The sequence below is a fragment of the Streptomyces sp. NPDC096046 genome (genome assembly GCF_040303285.1).
GTDB lineage: Bacteria > Actinomycetota > Actinomycetes > Streptomycetales > Streptomycetaceae > Streptomyces.
Genome location: NZ_JBEOSZ010000030.1, coordinates 1 through 16,113, shown reverse-complemented (window position 1 = coordinate 16,113; position 16,113 = coordinate 1). Strand labels below are relative to the sequence as shown.

General features: G+C 72.5%; 10 protein-coding genes and 3 tRNA genes. 5 read left to right on the top strand and 8 right to left on the bottom strand.

Annotation, left to right across the window (positions count from 1 at the left end):
- Positions 1-67 precede the first annotated feature (67 nt).
- On the top strand, positions 68-691 hold the full coding sequence (locus ABTX62_RS24320; RefSeq protein ID WP_352118226.1) for a TetR/AcrR family transcriptional regulator: 624 nt from the start codon (positions 68-70) through the stop codon (positions 689-691).
- A 241-nt stretch (positions 692-932) separates the two neighbouring features.
- On the opposite strand, the gene ABTX62_RS24315 is transcribed toward ABTX62_RS24320, so the two are convergent.
- From ABTX62_RS24315 to ABTX62_RS24280, 8 genes are all read right to left on the bottom strand, one after another.
- Positions 933-2,186, bottom strand: coding sequence for a TIGR02679 family protein (locus tag ABTX62_RS24315; protein WP_352118171.1), 1,254 nt, complete (start codon positions 2,184-2,186; stop codon positions 933-935).
- Positions 2,177-6,289: a TIGR02680 family protein gene (locus ABTX62_RS24310; protein WP_352118170.1), complete on the bottom strand. Its 4,113-nt coding sequence runs from the start codon at positions 6,287-6,289 to the stop codon at positions 2,177-2,179. Before ABTX62_RS24310 ends, ABTX62_RS24315 begins: the two co-directional genes overlap by 10 nt.
- Positions 6,286-7,524: a TIGR02678 family protein gene (locus ABTX62_RS24305; RefSeq protein WP_352118169.1), complete on the bottom strand. Its 1,239-nt coding sequence runs from the start codon at positions 7,522-7,524 to the stop codon at positions 6,286-6,288. The genes ABTX62_RS24310 and ABTX62_RS24305 overlap by 4 nt, the downstream gene beginning before the upstream one ends.
- Entirely contained in the window at positions 7,521-9,140 is a 1,620-nt protein-coding gene (locus ABTX62_RS24300; protein ID WP_352118168.1) for a TIGR02677 family protein, read from the bottom strand. Before ABTX62_RS24300 ends, ABTX62_RS24305 begins: the two co-directional genes overlap by 4 nt.
- 53 nt (positions 9,141-9,193) lie before the next feature.
- Positions 9,194-9,613 carry a hypothetical protein gene (locus ABTX62_RS24295; protein WP_352118167.1) on the bottom strand — a complete coding sequence of 140 codons (420 nt, stop codon included), beginning with the start codon at positions 9,611-9,613 and terminating at the stop codon, positions 9,194-9,196.
- 59 nt (positions 9,614-9,672) lie between these two features.
- A tRNA-Ile gene (locus ABTX62_RS24290) sits at positions 9,673-9,746 on the bottom strand.
- 190 nt (positions 9,747-9,936) lie between these two features.
- Positions 9,937-10,009: transfer RNA gene (locus ABTX62_RS24285), tRNA-Asn, on the bottom strand.
- A gap of 5 nt (positions 10,010-10,014) precedes the next feature.
- Positions 10,015-10,087 (bottom strand) — tRNA-Asn (locus ABTX62_RS24280).
- A 160-nt stretch (positions 10,088-10,247) separates the two neighbouring features.
- Here ABTX62_RS24280 and ABTX62_RS24275 point away from each other — a divergent pair.
- The 4 genes from ABTX62_RS24275 (at position 10,248) to ABTX62_RS24260 (ending at position 15,921) form a co-directional block, all read left to right on the top strand.
- Complete coding sequence (locus ABTX62_RS24275; protein ID WP_283970057.1) at positions 10,248-10,553, top strand: YtxH domain-containing protein; 306 nt, start codon at positions 10,248-10,250, stop codon at positions 10,551-10,553.
- A 147-nt stretch (positions 10,554-10,700) separates the two neighbouring features.
- On the top strand, positions 10,701-12,149 hold the full coding sequence (locus ABTX62_RS24270; protein ID WP_352118166.1) for a xylulokinase: 1,449 nt from the start codon (positions 10,701-10,703) through the stop codon (positions 12,147-12,149).
- Positions 12,150-12,259: 110 nt separating this feature from the next.
- Positions 12,260-13,993: an ABC transporter ATP-binding protein gene (locus ABTX62_RS24265; RefSeq protein WP_352118165.1), complete on the top strand. Its 1,734-nt coding sequence runs from the start codon at positions 12,260-12,262 to the stop codon at positions 13,991-13,993.
- Positions 13,993-15,921 (top strand): ABC transporter ATP-binding protein, encoded by a 1,929-nt coding sequence (locus ABTX62_RS24260; RefSeq protein ID WP_352118164.1) that lies wholly within the window; start codon positions 13,993-13,995, stop codon positions 15,919-15,921. The genes ABTX62_RS24265 and ABTX62_RS24260 overlap by 1 nt, the downstream gene beginning before the upstream one ends.
- Positions 15,922-16,113 lie beyond the last annotated feature (192 nt).

The following is a 16,113-nucleotide window of genomic DNA, read 5'->3' as shown; positions in this document are numbered from 1 at the left end:
AACGGCTGCGCGCAGCCTGACTTGTTCGGTTGACTTCATCATGGGACTAAGTCGGTATGATGCGGTCATGGCTCACGTTCCCGCGGCCGAGCGCCGCCCTCAACTGGTCAAAGCGGCCATCGACTTCATGACCAGGGAAGGAGTCGCGGCCGGAAGCACCCGTGCCATCGCCGCCGAGCTGGGGGTTGCTCAGGCCACGGTGCATTACACCTTCGGCACGAAGGAAGGGCTGTACCGCGCCGTCATGGAGCAGCTCACGCAGGACTTGATCACCCAGGTCGAGCAGGCCGCACCGGCCGACGCCGGCTTCGAGGAGACGGCCAGTACGCTTGCCGCCGCCCTGTGGCGGACGGTGCGCGAGCAGCCCGCCAGTCATCAGCTGCTCACGGAACTCACCATGTTCGCGCTCCGCTCCCCCGCCCTGAGCGAGGCCCTGGAGAGCCACTCTCGGGGCGTGACCGAGGTGACGGCGAGGCTGGTGACCGAAGCGGCCGAGCGCACCGACCTGACCCTTGCCCAGCCTGCGGAAACGATTGCGCGGTTCTTCCTCGCCGGCTTCGACGGGCTCACGATGCAACGTCTCTCCCACCCCGACGAGGAGGCCGAGCACACCTGCCTGCAGGCCTTCGTATCCGCCGTGGTGGCCATGGCCGGCGGTCGGCTGGACCTGGTGCCCGTTCCTGCGAGCTGACACGGTTTGCGAGCCGGTGAACCGTGCCGGTCACCGCACCGGTCGCGCGGGTGGGGCGCCTCGGAACGGCTCAAGGTGTTCGGGTGGGACGGAAGGACCTGGAAGGATCAGGAAGGCGGACGCGGAGCCAGAACAGCCGAAGGCTTCTGACCTGCGACGGCCCCCAGTCCGCCGTAGGACCACCGCTGGCGGCGCCCCAGCCGAGGAGCTGCACACCCCCTGAGACGGCCACGCTGCCGTCTCAGTCTCCGAGGTCGGCCAGCACGTCGTCGAGTACCGTCTCCTCCTCGATGCGCACACCGAGTTCGGTGAGGGCCGCGGGCAGGTCCGGGTCCCACGCGGCGGTGGTCGGCGTGCCGGTCAGCGGCGGGGCCAGGGGGCTGGCGGCGACGGCGGCGCGGTAGTCGGCGGCCGTGTAGCGCCACGGGTGCCAGGGGACGCGGCGCAGCAGGGCGGAGGCGATGCGCAGACCGCCCCAGTCGAAGTCGCCGTGATAGCGCAGCGTGGTTCCCCGGGCGTTCAGGTGGCGCAGCAGGGTGAGGGCGGCGGCCGAGGGTTGGCCCTGGAGGCAGACCAGCGGCGGGCAGGCGGCGCCCAGGGTGTCGGCCGCGGTGGCCAGGACGGCCGGGTTCTCGCAGACGCGGACGACAGGGGGTGCCGTGCGCGGCGGCTGCCGGGTGAGCTGTCGCAGTGTCAGGACTGCGGGTTCGCCCTTGTCAGCCGCCCAGTCGAGGGCTGGGGTGCCGCGCAGGCCCAGGGTCAGGACCGTGGCGGACAGGGCGTCCTTGAGGAGCCCGGCCGATGCCCAGGCCTCGCGGCGCCACTCGGATCCGCTGCCGTCCGGGAAGCCGGTCAGCGTGCGGACGCCGGACAGGACGAGGGTGGCGAGTGGCGTGCCGTCGTCGAGGGCGTGGGCGTCGCCGACGGTGGCGGCGGCGAAGGCGGGCAGGGAGACGGCCGGGTCCGCGGGCAGCCTGCGCAGGACCTCGGCGGTGTCGCCCAGCAGTCTCTTCGCCTGGTGCGGGGTGCGGGCGAGGCGGCGCACGAGGCCGTCGCGGCCCAACCGGTCCGCCCAGTCGGCCAGTTGAGGCCGACTGGTGCGGATCAGGGTCTCAAGAGGTGCGTACGCGTCCCGCCAGGCATGCTCCTCCCGCTCACGGACGTCGGCGACCCGGGCGACGGGTCCGGTGAGGGCGGTGACGGCGGCGCCCAGGCCACCGGGGCTGACACGGGAGCGGCGCAGGACGGCGTCCACCGCGTCGAGGCGCACGGTGAGCGAGCGTCCGGCGCCGGGGGCGCGGCCCAGCAGCCGCTCGACGGCGGCGCGCTGCGCGGGGGTGGGGTCGGTCAGGGTGACCGGGTTGGTCAGGGGCTCGTCCAGCGCCATGCGGCGGCGTACGCGGTCGACCAGCCAGGCCAGATCAGGACCGCCGAGCAGGCGGGCCAGGCGGTCGCGGTCGACGGGCGCCGGGGGCTGCCCGTCGTTCACGGCCACGGGGTGTCCTCGCGCTCAGCGGTGGAGGCGGTGGCCTGCGCTGGGACGGACACGAGCGCATAGCCCGGCTCCGTGCCCCGCATCCGTTCCGCCCCGTCCCATTCCCACCGGGTCACCAGGACCGCCGGGATCTCGTCGACGCGGGAGAGCTGGGCGATGGCGATGCCGGGGACCTGCGGGTAGCAGGCCCATTCGCGTTCGGATGTCATCACCACGTCGAGGTCGAAGGCGTGCAGCAGGCCCAGGCACTTGGCGCGGGAGTCGTCGTCGACGCCGGCGAACGCCTCGTCCAGGGTGACCAGGCGCGGGGCGTGCGGGGCGGCCGTGGCGTAGTGCGAGGAGGCCGCCGCGAACAGCGGGACACTCACGGCCAGGACGCGTTCGCCGCCGGAGGCGGGCCCGGTGGCCGGGACCCACTTGCCGTGCTGGTGGCGTTCGATGCCGAACTCGTGCCAGGCGCGGTAGTCGAGGGCCGCGGTGAGCACCTCCAGCCAGCTGCCCGCGGTGTCGTCGGCCTGCCTGCGGGCGATCTCGGCCTGCAGGAACTCGCCGACCGCGGCCCGGTCCTCGGGCGTCCAGGCGTCGGCGGACTGGCGCAGCCGCTCGCGGGCCTGGGCGAGGCCCGCCGGCGCCTTGCGCGAGGGGCGCCAGACCAGGCGCAGCCTCATGCCGGTGGAGGTGGGCCGCTCCTCGAGCTCGTCGTTCATGGCCCGTACCTGGCGCTCGGCGGCGCCGATCAGCTCCTGCAGGGTGCCGGCGACCTCGGTGAGGAGGTGGGTTTCGAGGACCTCGCGTTCGTGCGCGGACAGGATGCGGGTCAGCTCGGCGACTTCCACGGCGAGGGCCTCGGCGAGTTCGGGGACGGCCCGCTGACGGCCCTGGTAGACGATCTCGACGACCATGCCCTCCTCAGCCATCCGGGCCGAGGCGCTGTGGCCGCCCCGGGAGAGGGCGTCCTGGAGCTTCTTGTACTCCTCGCTGAGCCGCTTCTGCACCCGCTCCCAGGCGCCGTCGGAATCGTCGGTGCCGGGGAGCGCCGACAGTTCTGTCTCGATGGAGCGGGCGAGAGCGACGGCCGGGGTGGCGGCCCACGGCCCGGCGTCGAGCGGGGGTACGGCGGCCTCGGGCAGGGCGACGGACAGCAGACCGGTGGCCGCGAACCGCTGGAGGGCGGCGATGGCCTCGGCGCGGGCCGCGGTCGCCTCACGGACGTCCATTTCCAGGCGTTCGGTGTGTCCCTGAGCGAGGTGGGCGCGCCGGTCGGCGGCCGTGTGGTCCTCACGGGCCCGCCGCTGGCCGTCCTCGCATGCGGCCAGCGCGTCGGCGGTCTCGGCGAGGCGCCGCTGAAGCTCCGCGACGGCGGTGCCGACGGTGGAGCGCAACGTGGCGTGGCGTGCGTCGGCGGCGGCGGCGAGCCGGGCGGAGTCCTCGGTGCGCCGGGACAGTTCGGCCACTCGGGCGCCGGCCCGCTCGGTCTCGGTCCGCTCCTCGGCCAGGGCGCGCGCCGCGTCGGCGCGCTCACGCAGTTCGGGCCACAGGGCGGCGAGGACGGCACCGTAGTCGGCCAGGGCCTGGCGGACGGCGGCCAGGCCGGCCCGGTGGGAGGGCAGGTCGACCGCCGCCGCGGTCTCGGCGAGTTCGGTGGCGGCCTCGGCTTCCTGCCGGGACACGGCCGCCAGTTCGGCCGAGTGTTCGTCGCGGCGGGCACGGGCCCGGTGGGCGGCATCGGCAGCGGCGGCGGCGAGCGCGTGCGCGTGCCGCACGGCCGCGTCGTCGGGAAGGGCGGCCAGCTCGGCATCGAGGGTGCTGCGCCTGTGGTCCACGTCGGCGCGCTCGGCGCCGAGCCGGTCCAGCTCGCCCGTCAAGGCACCCAGTTCGTCGCTCAGGGCAGCGATCCGGGCCCGGCGCGCCTCCTCCCGGGCGCCCTCGCCGACGTACCCGGCCGCCGGTTTCGACCAGCTGCCGGTCAGCGCGCCGACACGGAAACGGCCGTCGACCGCCACCCAGGTGTCGCCCGGGCCACCGGAGCCGAGGCCCACGGCCGCCAGCAGCCGGGAGACGGTGCCCTCACCCACTGCCAGGGCCCGGGCGTCGCCGTGGTCGACGGCCACGCGGAGCACGTCGGCGAGAGTCGGCCCGCTCAAGGGAGCACCCGGCGACAGCAGAACGTCGTGCCCGTCCGCGTGCACAGCGGTGCCGTCCGGGTACACCCAGGCGTCCAGCAGGCCCGAGGCCTCCAACGCGGCTTCCAGGCCCGCCCGTTCCTCGGCCGGCACCTGCTCGCGGAAGTCGACCAGCCGCCACAGCGGAGCTCCCGGCGCCTGGTCGCGGGCGCCGGGCGTACGGGTGTGCGGTGCCGTGGGGCCGCGCTGGCCGCCCGCCTCCAGATCGGCCAGTTCCCGCTCGGCCTCGGCGGAACGGGCCCGGAGCCCGGCGAGTTCCTGCCCGAGGGCGGCCGTCCGGTCGGCCAGGCGTGCCGCCCGTTCGCGATGAGTGTGAGCAGCGTGTGACCGTGCGGGGTACTGCCCCTGACAGTGCGTCACCCAGTCCTGGAGCTCGTCCAGCAGCCCGGCAGGGTCGGCGACGGCCAGTTCCTGGCAGGCGTCCAGATGCGCGCGGACGCGGGCCACCAGGTCCCGGCCCGCCTCGGCGGCCCGCCCCTCGGCCTCGGCCTGTCGCCCCACGGTGTGGCCGACCTCGGTCTCGGCCTCGTCCAGGCGGCGGGCGGCGGCCCGCCGTTCGACGGCGGCCTTGTCGGCGCGGGCCGCCAGCTCCTCTACGTGCTCGACGGTGCGGCGCCTGCGCGCCACGGACTCCTCGGCCGTACGCCGCAGTTGGCTCTCCGGTGCGCCGTCGGTGCGCAGCTCGCCGTCGAGCCGGGCCGCGGCTGCCGCCTCCCGCTCGCGGGTGAGCGTGTCGGCGACCCGCTGCCCGGCCGCGTCGAGGCGTCGCCCCGCCGTCTCCAGGCGGCCGAGCGCCCGGGTGTGCGCCTGGGCCGCCTCGTCCCGGTCGGCCCGGGCGCGGGCCAGCTCCCCGGCGGTGCGGCGGGCGTCGGCCGCCGCCTGCTCCAGTTCCCGGGCACTGCGCATCTCTGGGCCCTCGCGCAGGGCCGCCTCCTGCGCCCTCAGACGGGTGGCGGTCTTCTCCAGCTCGGTGACCCGCTCGGCGGCCGCTGCCCGGTCCCGCTCGGCGTCCTCCCGCTGGGCACGGGCCTGGGCCAGGTCGCGGTGCAGTTGCTCGTAGCGGGCGTGCTCGCTGCGGGGCAGCCGGGCCCGGCGCCGCGTCGCGACGCGGGCGTAGCGGCGGTAGTGGTCCAGGAACGCGGAGGCGGCCCGCTCTGCCTCGGCGGCGGCCCGCAGCTCCTCCTTCTCCTCGTCCAGGGACCGGAAGGCCTCGGCCACGTCCGCGACCACCGCCTGGTCCATCGGCGGCAGCGCCTCGGTCAGCGCCCGGGACAGGGCGGCCTCGTTGGGCCGTTTCGACAGTTGCGGCTGGCGCAACTGGATCAGCAGGTCGACCAGGGCGGCGTAGCGCCGCTCGCCGAGGCCGAACAGCGCCTCGTCGACCGCCCGGCGGTACGCCGTGGCCGTGTCGTACACCATGCCGCGTCCGGCGACCGCGTCCGCGAGCCGGTCCCGGGACAGCGCGGTGCCGGTGGCGTCCAGCAGGCTCAGCTCCTCGCCGATGCGCTGGTCGGTGACCGCGTACCAGTGACGGGCGATGCCCCGGCCCGTCACCGCCTTCAGCCCGCAGGCGAGGGTGCGGAAGCGGGCCTGCCCGGTGTCGGCGTCGACGCGGCCGAACTCGATCCAGGTGTAGCCGAGCCGTTCGGGGTACGGGTGCTCTCCGCCGAGCAGCAGATTCCACTCCATGCGCTTGTTCGGGTCGGCGTCCGGCTCCACGCGGCGCGCGGACAGGTCACCGTCCAGCAGGAACGGGAGCGTGAGGGCGAGGACCTTGGACTTGCCGGTGCCGTTGTTGCCGCGCAGCAGCAGCCGTCCGTCGCGGAACCAGAACTCCTCGGTGTCGTAGTAGAAGAGGTCGACCAGGCCGATACGCAGCGGTCGCCAGCGGCCGGGAGCGGGCTGGGGCAGGGCGGTCACGGCTGTGGTGCCTTTCGTCGAGAGGTGCGGGGACTGCGGACTCCCGGTTCCACGACGACGGTCTCGCCGACCGCGTACCGGGCGAGCGCGGGCAGCGGAGCCACGCCCCGGGGCGTGCGGGTGACCAGGGCGAGCGCGGTCAGCTTGACCAGAGCCTGCTCCACCAGCTCCCCCTCCGCGCCGGCCTGCTTGGCGCTCTTGGACCAGAACCCGCCGTGCTCGACGGCCAGTTCCTGCACCCGGCGCTCCAGCTCCTGAAGGCTCACCTCGCCGCCCGCCGCCGCGAGGTGCTCGGCGAGCAGCAGGGTGACGTGCCCGTGGGTGCCCTGTTCGGGCATCCGTACGTCGGTGAGGTCGTCCTGGGGGTCGACCATGGCGATGCCCTCGGCGCGTACCTCCGCCACCAGGCCGGTCAGTTCGCTGACGCGGGCGGTGAGGAAGGCGCGCTGGCGGGTCAGGTAGGCGAGTTCCTCGTCGCTCAGCTCGTCGTAGTACAGCACCGGGTCGTCGAGGAGGCGGCGGGTGAGTTTCTGGCGGATCGCCCGGAACCGCAGCTCGTCACTGTCCAGCGCGCTCTCCGCGGTGAGCGCCTCCAGCCGGTCCTCGAAGCCGTCGGCCGTGATCGTGGAGGGGCCGTGGCGGGCGGCGAGCAGTCCGGCCAGGACGCGGCGCTGGACGTCGTAGAGCACATCGCCCGTCCCGCTGACGTAGGCGTCCTCGTCCCCGGCGACCCGCCGCAGCACGCCGTGGCGCAGCAGCAGCCGTACGACGGCGGCGAGGTCCAGTCGCTCGTCGCGCCGCTCCAGCGTGAAGGCGACCCCTGCCGCGACCAGTTGCGGGTCGGCGGCCTCCAGCACCACCTGTTCGGCGAGACGGCCGAGCGCGATCTGTGCCTCCCCGCGTTCCAGTACGGCGAGCGCCAGGCACAGCAGCACATAGCGGCGGCGGGTGAACGGCGCACCGGCGCGGGACGCTTCGCGGGCCGGGTGGGTGGCGTCGGCGAGGGTGCCAGGTGCCTTGCGCAACCGGGCGACCTCCGCGTCCACGCGCAGCGACCAGCCGGTGTTGCGCTCGAACCAGTCACGCAGCTCGCCGGCGTACTGCCTGACCAGGCGGTAGGCATCGGTGTCCGGGCCGTGCGCGAGCAGCAGCGGCTCCTTGAGCAGGGCGCGTGCGGCTTTCTGGAACTCGGCGGTGCGCCGGCCGTCCAGTACCTCACCCAGGGGTGTGGTCATCGCGCCTCCCGTGCGGGGGTGCCCGGGGTCAGATCGGTGATCTCGACGAGGTGGTCGGGGCCGCGGAACAACCCGCCCGGCGTGCGGATCTCGGCCGTCGAACCGTCCGTGAGCGCGGTGAGCCGGATCTCCATCGTGCCGTCGTTGCTGGTGGTGACGGTCGTCGTCATGCCGGGCCGCCAGGTGGCCAGGGAGTCGCCGAGCAGCCGCAGGAACAGGCCGAAGGCCATGGGGTCGAGCTCTCGCAGCGCGGACAGGCGGGTGGTGCCGTCCGTCGCGAGCCGGGCGCGGGCGGCGGCGATCTCCTCCGCCTGCTTGGCGGCGATCTCCGCCAGCTGCCCCCGCTGTTCGGAGCGGTCCTGCACCTTGCGGGGTTTGCCGCGCCGCTCGTAGCTGCCGGTACGGCGCAGCTGCGGGCTGATCCGCAGCGGCTCGGCCTCGGCCCACGGGGTGGACGTGGCCACCGGGCGGGCCGCGCGGTCGGCGAGGGTGTCGGCGTCGACGGTGAGATGCCGGGCGGGATACAGACCGAACGCGGCGCGCCACAGCCGGTGCCGCGCCTCGGCGTCGGGGGTCTCGGCGAACCAGCGGGCCAGAGTGCGGAAGTCCGCCGACCGGTCCGAACGCCCGGCTCGCCGCTCGTTCAACTGCCGTACGACCGCGAGGAGCTGCGGAATGGCCCCGAGGGCGCGACCGCGCAGCAGCCGGGCCTGGGCCTCGCGGCCGTCGGCGGACACGAACCAGGCGGACAGGCCCGCCCACTTCGCCGCCCACCGCGCGTACGCCCGCGCCTCGGCGCTCTCGGTCTCGTCCGGGGCGGCGTCGGCCGCCTCCCGCGCCGCCGCCAGCCGCAGCAGCACGCCGAGGCGTCCCTGCTCCTCCAGTTCGCCGATGAGCCGGGCGATCCGCCCGCCGAGGGAGATCAGGTCCTGGATGAACCGCTCCAGGTACTGGATCAGCCGGTCCTTGTAGGCGAGGAACACCTCGACCTCGACGCCGTGCAGGTCGATGGTGCGCTGCAGCGACCCCATGAAGGCCCGCGCGTTCTCCGCCAGCGCCTCGAACCTGCTCGTCAGCGTGGACAGCGCCAGGTGGGCCTTGGCCGGATCCGGCTCGTCCTCGGCGGCGATCACCAGCAGGGCGCGCAGCTGCGTGACGATGTCGTGCAGCGCCACCGCCTGCAGCGCGCCGCGCCGCCCCAGCGCCTCGTCGTACACGGACAGCGCCTGTTCCGCGGCCTCGCCGGCCTGGGTGAGCTGGTAGATGAAGCGTCTGCGGTAGAAGTCCTCGATCGCGGTGACCCGGGAGGTGTCCGGGTCCGCCCGCAGATTCCCCCACCCGACGAGGCTGTCCAGCGCCTTGACAACGGCGTCCGGAGCGGCGGGGCGGTGCTCCGACGGCAGCGCGGCGTGGACGTCCTCGGGCCGCAGATGCACCGCGAACCGCTCCTTTGCCGTCAGGAACGCCCTCATCACGTCGCGGTAGAGGGCACTGTTGGGGGCGGTGAGGTGCGCGAAGGGCGCGTATGCGGGGTTGCCGGAGGGCTCCGTACGTACGGAGGACTCGGCGGGCTCGGTGCGGTCGGGCTCGGCGGGCTCGGCGGGCTGCGGCGTCATCGTCCCGGCATTGTCCCTGAGGCAGACGCCGCACTGAAACCAAGGCCCGACCTTTACGGAGGGCTATCGGGGTCTCTGCGGCCTTGCCGCCACCACCGCAGGACCCCGATGCATTCGTGCTGACCGCCACCGTGTCGGGCCTCGCGACCGTGCCGGCCTGGGCCCACCCCAGCGACGAGGTCGTCCGACAGGCATGCCTCACGCCACAGGGCTCCGAGTTCGACGTACAGGTACTCATCACCCCGGGCGTCTTCGGTGGCACCCGTCTGCAACGGCTGCCCGTCGTCGCCGCAGTCGTCGTGACTGTCGTAGCCCTTGTCGCCGAGCACGGCGGCCGGTCGGCGCCGCGGCCGGCCGGGCTTGCCGGCCACGGTCGGGATAACGTCGACCAGGGTCTGGGGCTGGGTCTGGGTCTGGGTGACGTCGTTGACGTTGGCGGCGGTAGTGATGCAGCGGATGCTGTCTCGTTGCACCAAAGTTCCGAATCCCGCACCCCTGATAAGACGTTTCCGCAGGTAACAGACCTGCACAGTGGGGCGGGTGGGACTCGAACCCACGGCCGACGGATTATGAGTCCGCTGCTCTAACCGGCTGAGCTACCGCCCCATAGCGGCGTGTCGCGTACATGTGTGCGCGCCGTCTGCCGCAGCATAGCCGCTCATACGATCTCCTGCTTCGGCTGGGCAGCTGCGCACGGCCTACGTGACCTTGAGGACTGCGCCGGGCGCCGCGCGGTTCCCGGGGCAGCGGATCGGACATGAAAAAGGACCCCTGAGAGGGGCCCTCGTTCAACCTGCTCCCCCGACTGGACTCGAACCAGTAACCTGCCGGTTAACAGCCGGCTGCTCTGCCAATTGAGCTACGGAGGAACGAGCTCCCCGGACTGGACTCGAACCAGTAACCTGCCGGTTAACAGCCGGCTGCTCTGCCAATTGAGCTACCGAGGAAGGTCTCGTTGTGCATCGAACGCACCTACCTGGGTATTCGCCAGGGGGCGCGCGTTCGCTGCGACACATACATTAGCGCAAGCAGGGGGGTGCTCCGCCAATCGGTACTCCCCGGCGCCGACGCCGCACTGGAGACCTACGCAAGGAAAGGGTGGCCGCCATGCGTTACCGGCTCACGTTCGTCGCCGGAGTCGTCCTGGGTTACGTGCTGGGCACGAGGGCCGGGCGCGAGCGCTACGAGCAGCTGAAGAAGTCAGCCCGGCAGTTCGCTCAGAACCCCGCCGTGCGCAACACCGCGGAGACCGCGGCCCACCAGGGCCGGGAATTCGCGGGCAAGGCGTACCACGTGGTGAGCGACAAGGTGGGCGACCGCGTCCCCGAGTCGGTGGCGGACCGGGTCCGCCAGCTCCGCGACCGCGCCACCCACAACGGTGGCGAGGACGACTGGGGCACCAGCAATACCTGATCTTCTCGTGGCTGAGATCGGCGACGTCCTTCAAGGGGCGCGGGGAAGTGCGCGACCAGCCACAACGAGCCCGCACCCGAAACCCGGCGACACCCCCCACGGCGCCCACGGCTCCAGCCGGCGCAGCGGTACGGCAGAATTTTGGCCATGGGGATAGTCGCCGGGTTGGACAGTTCACCCGATTTCACTCGTATCGTCGTCTGTGACACGGACTCCGGAGCCGTGCTCAGGCAGGGATATGCGCAGCATCCGGTGGAGGTTCCCGAGAGCGGCGGCCGGCCGTCGGACGTCGATCCGCAGGCCTGGCTGCTCTCGCTGGGCGAGGCCGCGGGCGGCGGGCTGCTGGAGGGCGTGCAGGCGATCGGCGTCTCGGCGCAGCAGAACGCCGTCGTGCCGCTGGACGCGCAGGGCAACACCGTGCGGTCGGCGATGGTCGGCGGTGACAAGCGGACGCAGGTCGCCGCGGCCGACCTGGTCGACGCGCTCGGCGGGCGCGAGGCGTGGGCGCAGGCGGTGGGCTGTGTGCCGCAGGCCGCGCAGCCGATCACGAAGCTGCGCTGGATGGCCCGGACCGAGCCGGAGAACGCGCGGCGCACGGCGGTCCTCCTCCAGGCGCACGACTGGCTGGTGTGGCAGCTGCTGGGCCGCCCGGTCCGCAGGACCACCGACCGCGGCGGGGCGTCCGGCACCGGCTACTGGTCGGCGGCGACGGGTGCCTACCGGCCCGATCTGGTCGAGCTGGCGCTCGGGCACCAGGTGATGCTGCCGGAGGTGATCGGCCCGGCGGACGCGGCCGGTACGACGCCGGAAGGGCTGATGATCTCCGTGGGGACCGGGGAGACCATGGCGGCGGCGTTCGGGCTGGGCATCGGCCTCGGGGACGCGGTGGTGTCGCTGGGCGCGTCCGGGTCCGTGATGGCCGTGCACCCCGAGGCGCTGGTCGACGGGTCCGGGATGATCACCGCGCTCGCGGACGCGACCGGCATGCACCTGCCCGTCGTCACCACGCTGAACGCCGTACGGGCGCTGCGCGGGGCCGCGGAGCTGCTGGGGCTGCCCGATCTGGAGAGCCTGTCCGACCTGGCGATGAAATCGACGCCCGGGTCGCACGGACTGGTGCTGCTGCCCTATCTGGAGGGTGAGCGGACGCCGAATCTGCCGCACACCGCCGGGACCCTGGCCGGGCTCCGGCGCGAGTCGATGAAGGCGGAGCATCTGGCGCGGGCCGCGTTCGAGGGCATGTTGTGCGGGCTCGCGGACGCGCTGGACGTACTGCGCGGCCGGGGTGTGGAGGTGCGGCGGGTGTTCCTGCTCGGGCCGGCCGCCGAACTGCCCGCCGTGCAGGCGGCGGCGCCCATGCTGTTCGGGACGCAGGTCGTGGTGCCGCAACCCGCGGACTACGCGGCGATCGGCGCCGCCCGCCAGGCGGCCTGGGCGCTCGGGGCGTCGCAGGGCACGCTCGACGTGCGCAATCCGCCGGCCTGGCAGGGAGCGGTGGCGCAGGTGCTGGAGCCCGGGGACGAGCTGGCCGTGGGGCAGGCGGTGCGGCAGCAGTACGTGGCGGTGCGGGAGCAGACGCACCCCGGAGCCCTCTGACCTTTGACCGCCTGTCGGGTTAATTCGGTTGAGGTAACGCGGGTGGAGTGTTCGACGATAGGGGCCAGGGGCAACCACTCGCCCCCGTCACCCACTCCGAGAGAAGCAGCGTGCTCATACGACTTCTGCGCACCTATCTCAGGCCCTACAAAAGACCCATCGCCCTGCTGGTGCTGCTGCAGTTCCTTCAGACCTGCGCCACGCTCTACCTGCCCACGCTGAACGCGGACATCATCGACCAGGGCGTCGTGAACGGCGACACCGGCTACATCCTGGGCTACGGCGCCCTGATGATCGGCATCTCGCTGGTCCAGGTCGTGTGCAACATCGGCGCCGTGTACTACGGCGCCCGTACGGCCGCGGCACTCGGGCGGGACGTGCGCGGTGCCGTGTTCGACCGGGTGCAGTCCTTCTCCGCGCGTGAGGTCGGTCAGTTCGGGGCTCCGTCGCTGATCACCCGGACGACGAACGATGTCCAGCAGGTGCAGATGCTGGCGCTGATGACGTTCACGCTGCTGGTGTCGGCGCCGATCATGTGCGTGGGCGGCATCGTGCTGGCGCTCGGTCTCGACGTGCCGCTGTCCGGGGTGCTGGTGGCGGTCGTGCCGGTGCTGGGCATCTGCGTGACGCTGATCGTGCGGCGGCTTCGGCCGCTGTTCCGGTTGATGCAGGAGCGGCTGGACTCGGTCAACCGGGTGCTGCGCGAGCAGATCACCGGCAACCGTGTGATCCGGGCCTTCGTCCGCGACGAGTACGAGCAGCAGCGCTTCCGCAAGGCCAACACCGACCTCACCGATGTCGCACTGGGCACCGGCAATCTGCTCGCGCTGATGTTCCCGATCGTCATGACGGTGGTGAACCTGTCGTCGATCGCCGTGGTCTGGTTCGGCGCGCACCGGATCGACAGCGGCGAGATGCAGATCGGTGACCTGACGGCGTTCCTGGCCTATCTGATGCAGATCGTCATGTCCGTGATGATGGCCACCTTCATGTTCATGATGGTGCCGCGCGCGGAGGTGTGCGCCGAGCGCGTCCAGGAGGTGCTGGACACCTCCTCCAGCGTCGTGCCGCCGACGTCGCCGGTGCGGGAGCTGCGCCGGCACGGGCATCTGGAGATCCGCGGGGCGGGCTTCCGCTATCCGGGTGCCGAGGAGCCGGTGTTGCGGTCCGTGGACCTGGTGGCCCGGCCGGGCGAGACGACCGCCGTCATCGGCTCGACCGGCAGCGGCAAGTCCACCCTGCTCGGGCTGGTCCCGCGGCTGTTCGACGCGACCGACGGGCAGGTGCTCGTGGACGGCGTCGAGGTGGCGCGGATCGAACCGAAGCTGCTCGCCAAGACGGTCGGCATGGTGCCGCAGAAGCCGTATCTGTTCGCGGGGACCGTGGCGACCAACCTGCGCTACGGCAATCCGGACGCCACCGACGAGGAGCTGTGGCACGCGCTGGAGGTGGCGCAGGCCAAGGAGTTCGTGGAGCGACTGGAGGGCGGGCTCGACGCCCCGATCGCGCAGGGCGGGACGAACGTCTCCGGCGGGCAGCGCCAGCGGCTCGCGATCGCCCGGACGCTGGTGCAGCGGCCCGAGATCTATCTCTTCGACGACTCCTTCTCCGCGCTCGACTACGCCACCGACGCCGCCCTGCGGGCCGCGCTCACGCGGGAGACCGCCGAGGCGACCGTGGTGATCGTCGCCCAGCGGGTGTCGACCATCCGGGACGCCGACCGGATCGTGGTCCTCGACGAGGGCCGGGTCGTCGGCACCGGACGGCACCACGAGCTGATGACGGACAACGAGACCTACCGGGAGATCGTGCTCTCCCAGCTCACGGAAGCGGAGGCTGCCTGATGGCGGGGCCCATGGGGCGGATGATGGCCGGGGGCGGCCCCGACCAGCGCTCGCTGGACTTCAAGGGATCGGGCAAACGCCTCCTCGCGCGCTTCCGGCCGGAGCGCGTGACCATCTGGGTGCTGCTGTGGTGCGTGGTGTTCAGCGTCGGCCTCAACGTCGTCGGGCCGAAGATCCTCGGCAAGGCCACCGACCTGGTCTTCGCGGGCATCGTCGGACGGGGCATGCCCGAGGGGGCGACCAAGGAGCAGGTCCTCGACTCCATGCGGCAGCGCGGCGACGGTGACGTCGCCGACATGCTGCGCGGTACCGACTTCACCCCGGGCGAGGGCATCGACTTCACGGCCGTCGGGCATGTGCTGCTGCTCGCGCTGGGCGTGTTCACGGTGGCCGGGCTGCTGATGGCGGTCGCCACGCGGATGGTGAACCGGGCCGTGAACCGGACCATGTTCCGGATGCGCGAGGACGTGCAGACGAAGCTGTCGCGGCTGCCGCTGTCGTACTTCGACCAGCGTCAACGCGGTGAGGTGCTGTCGCGGGCGACGAACGACATCGACAACATCGGGCAGACACTCCAGCAGTCGATGGGTCAGCTCATCAACTCGGTGCTGACCATCATCGGCGTGCTCGCGATGATGTTCTACGTCTCCTGGATCCTGGCCCTGGTCGCGCTGGTGACGGTGCCGCTGTCGTTCGTCGTGGCCACGCGCGTGGGCAAGCGGTCGCAGCCGCACTTCGTGCAGCAGTGGCGTTCCACGGGCACGCTGAACGCGCACATCGAGGAGATGTACACCGGACACGCCCTGGTGAAGGTGTTCGGGCGGCAGGAGGAGTCGGCGCGGCAGTTCGCCGAGCAGAACGACGCGCTGTACGAGGCGGGGTTCAAGGCGCAGTTCAACAGCGGGGTCATGCAGCCGCTGATGATGTTCGTGTCGAACCTCAACTACGTGCTGGTCGCGGTCGTCGGCGGGCTGCGGGTGGCCTCGGGCTCGCTGTCGATCGGTGATGTGCAGGCGTTCATCCAGTACTCGCGGCAGTTCTCCATGCCGCTGACGCAGGTGGCGTCCATGGCGAACCTGGTGCAGTCGGGTGTCGCCTCGGCGGAGCGGGTCTTCGAACTGCTCGACGCCGAGGAGCAGGACGCCGACCCGGTGCCGGGCGTGCGGCCCGAGGAGCTGCGCGGGCACGTGGCGCTGGAGCACGTGTCGTTTCGCTACGACCCGGACAAGCCGCTGATCGAGGACCTCTCGCTGAAGGTCGAGCCGGGGCAGACGGTCGCCATCGTCGGCCCGACGGGCGCCGGCAAGACGACGCTGGTGAATCTGCTGATGCGGTTCTACGACGTGACCGGCGGGCGCATCACCCTCGACGGTGTCGACGTCGCGCGGATGTCCCGGGACGAACTGCGGGCCGGGATCGGCATGGTGCTCCAGGACACCTGGCTGTTCGGCGGCACGATCGCGGAGAACATCGCGTACGGCGCGTCCCGGGAGGTGACCCGGGGCGAGATCGAGGAGGCGGCCCGGGCGGCGCACGCGGACCGGTTCGTCCGGACGCTGCCGGACGGGTACGACACGGTGATCGACGACGAGGGGACGGGGGTCAGCGCGGGTGAGAAGCAGCTGATCACCATCGCCCGGGCGTTCCTGTCCGACCCGGTCATCCTGGTGCTGGACGAGGCGACCAGCTCGGTCGACACCCGCACCGAGGTGCTGATCCAGAAGGCGATGGCCAAACTGGCGCACGGGCGTACGTCGTTCGTCATCGCCCACCGGCTGTCGACGATCCGGGACGCGGACACGATCCTGGTCATGGAGAACGGGTCGATCGTGGAGCAGGGCGCGCACGGGGAGCTGCTCGCCGCGGACGGGGCCTATGCCCGGCTGTACCAGGCGCAGTTCGCGCAGGCGGTCGCTGAAGTGGACTGAGTCGCGTCCGGGGGGTGCCCCTGCGGTGTCGTGGGCGACTGCGGGCCCGTTGTTGCTGGTCGCGCAGTCGCCCACACCCCTGGTGCCTGCTGCGGCACTAGTAGTGCTTGGTCAGGTTCGTATCGGTGTGGGTATGTCGTGGTGGCAGGTGGGGCAGACGCCGGTCCAGAGGGCGAGGAGTGTCTGCAGCTC

Coding starts and splice junctions, on each gene's coding strand:
- ABTX62_RS24320 (WP_352118226.1), top strand. CDS start 68: ATGGCTCACGTTCCCGCGGCCGAGCGCCGCCCTCAACTGGTCAAAGCG.
- ABTX62_RS24305 (WP_352118169.1), bottom strand. CDS start 7,524: ATGACCACACCCCTGGGTGAGGTACTGGACGGCCGGCGCACCGCCGAG.
- ABTX62_RS24300 (WP_352118168.1), bottom strand. CDS start 9,140: ATGACGCCGCAGCCCGCCGAGCCCGCCGAGCCCGACCGCACCGAGCCC.
- ABTX62_RS24275 (WP_283970057.1), top strand. CDS start 10,248: ATGCGTTACCGGCTCACGTTCGTCGCCGGAGTCGTCCTGGGTTACGTG.
- ABTX62_RS24270 (WP_352118166.1), top strand. CDS start 10,701: ATGGGGATAGTCGCCGGGTTGGACAGTTCACCCGATTTCACTCGTATC.
- ABTX62_RS24260 (WP_352118164.1), top strand. CDS start 13,993: ATGGCGGGGCCCATGGGGCGGATGATGGCCGGGGGCGGCCCCGACCAG.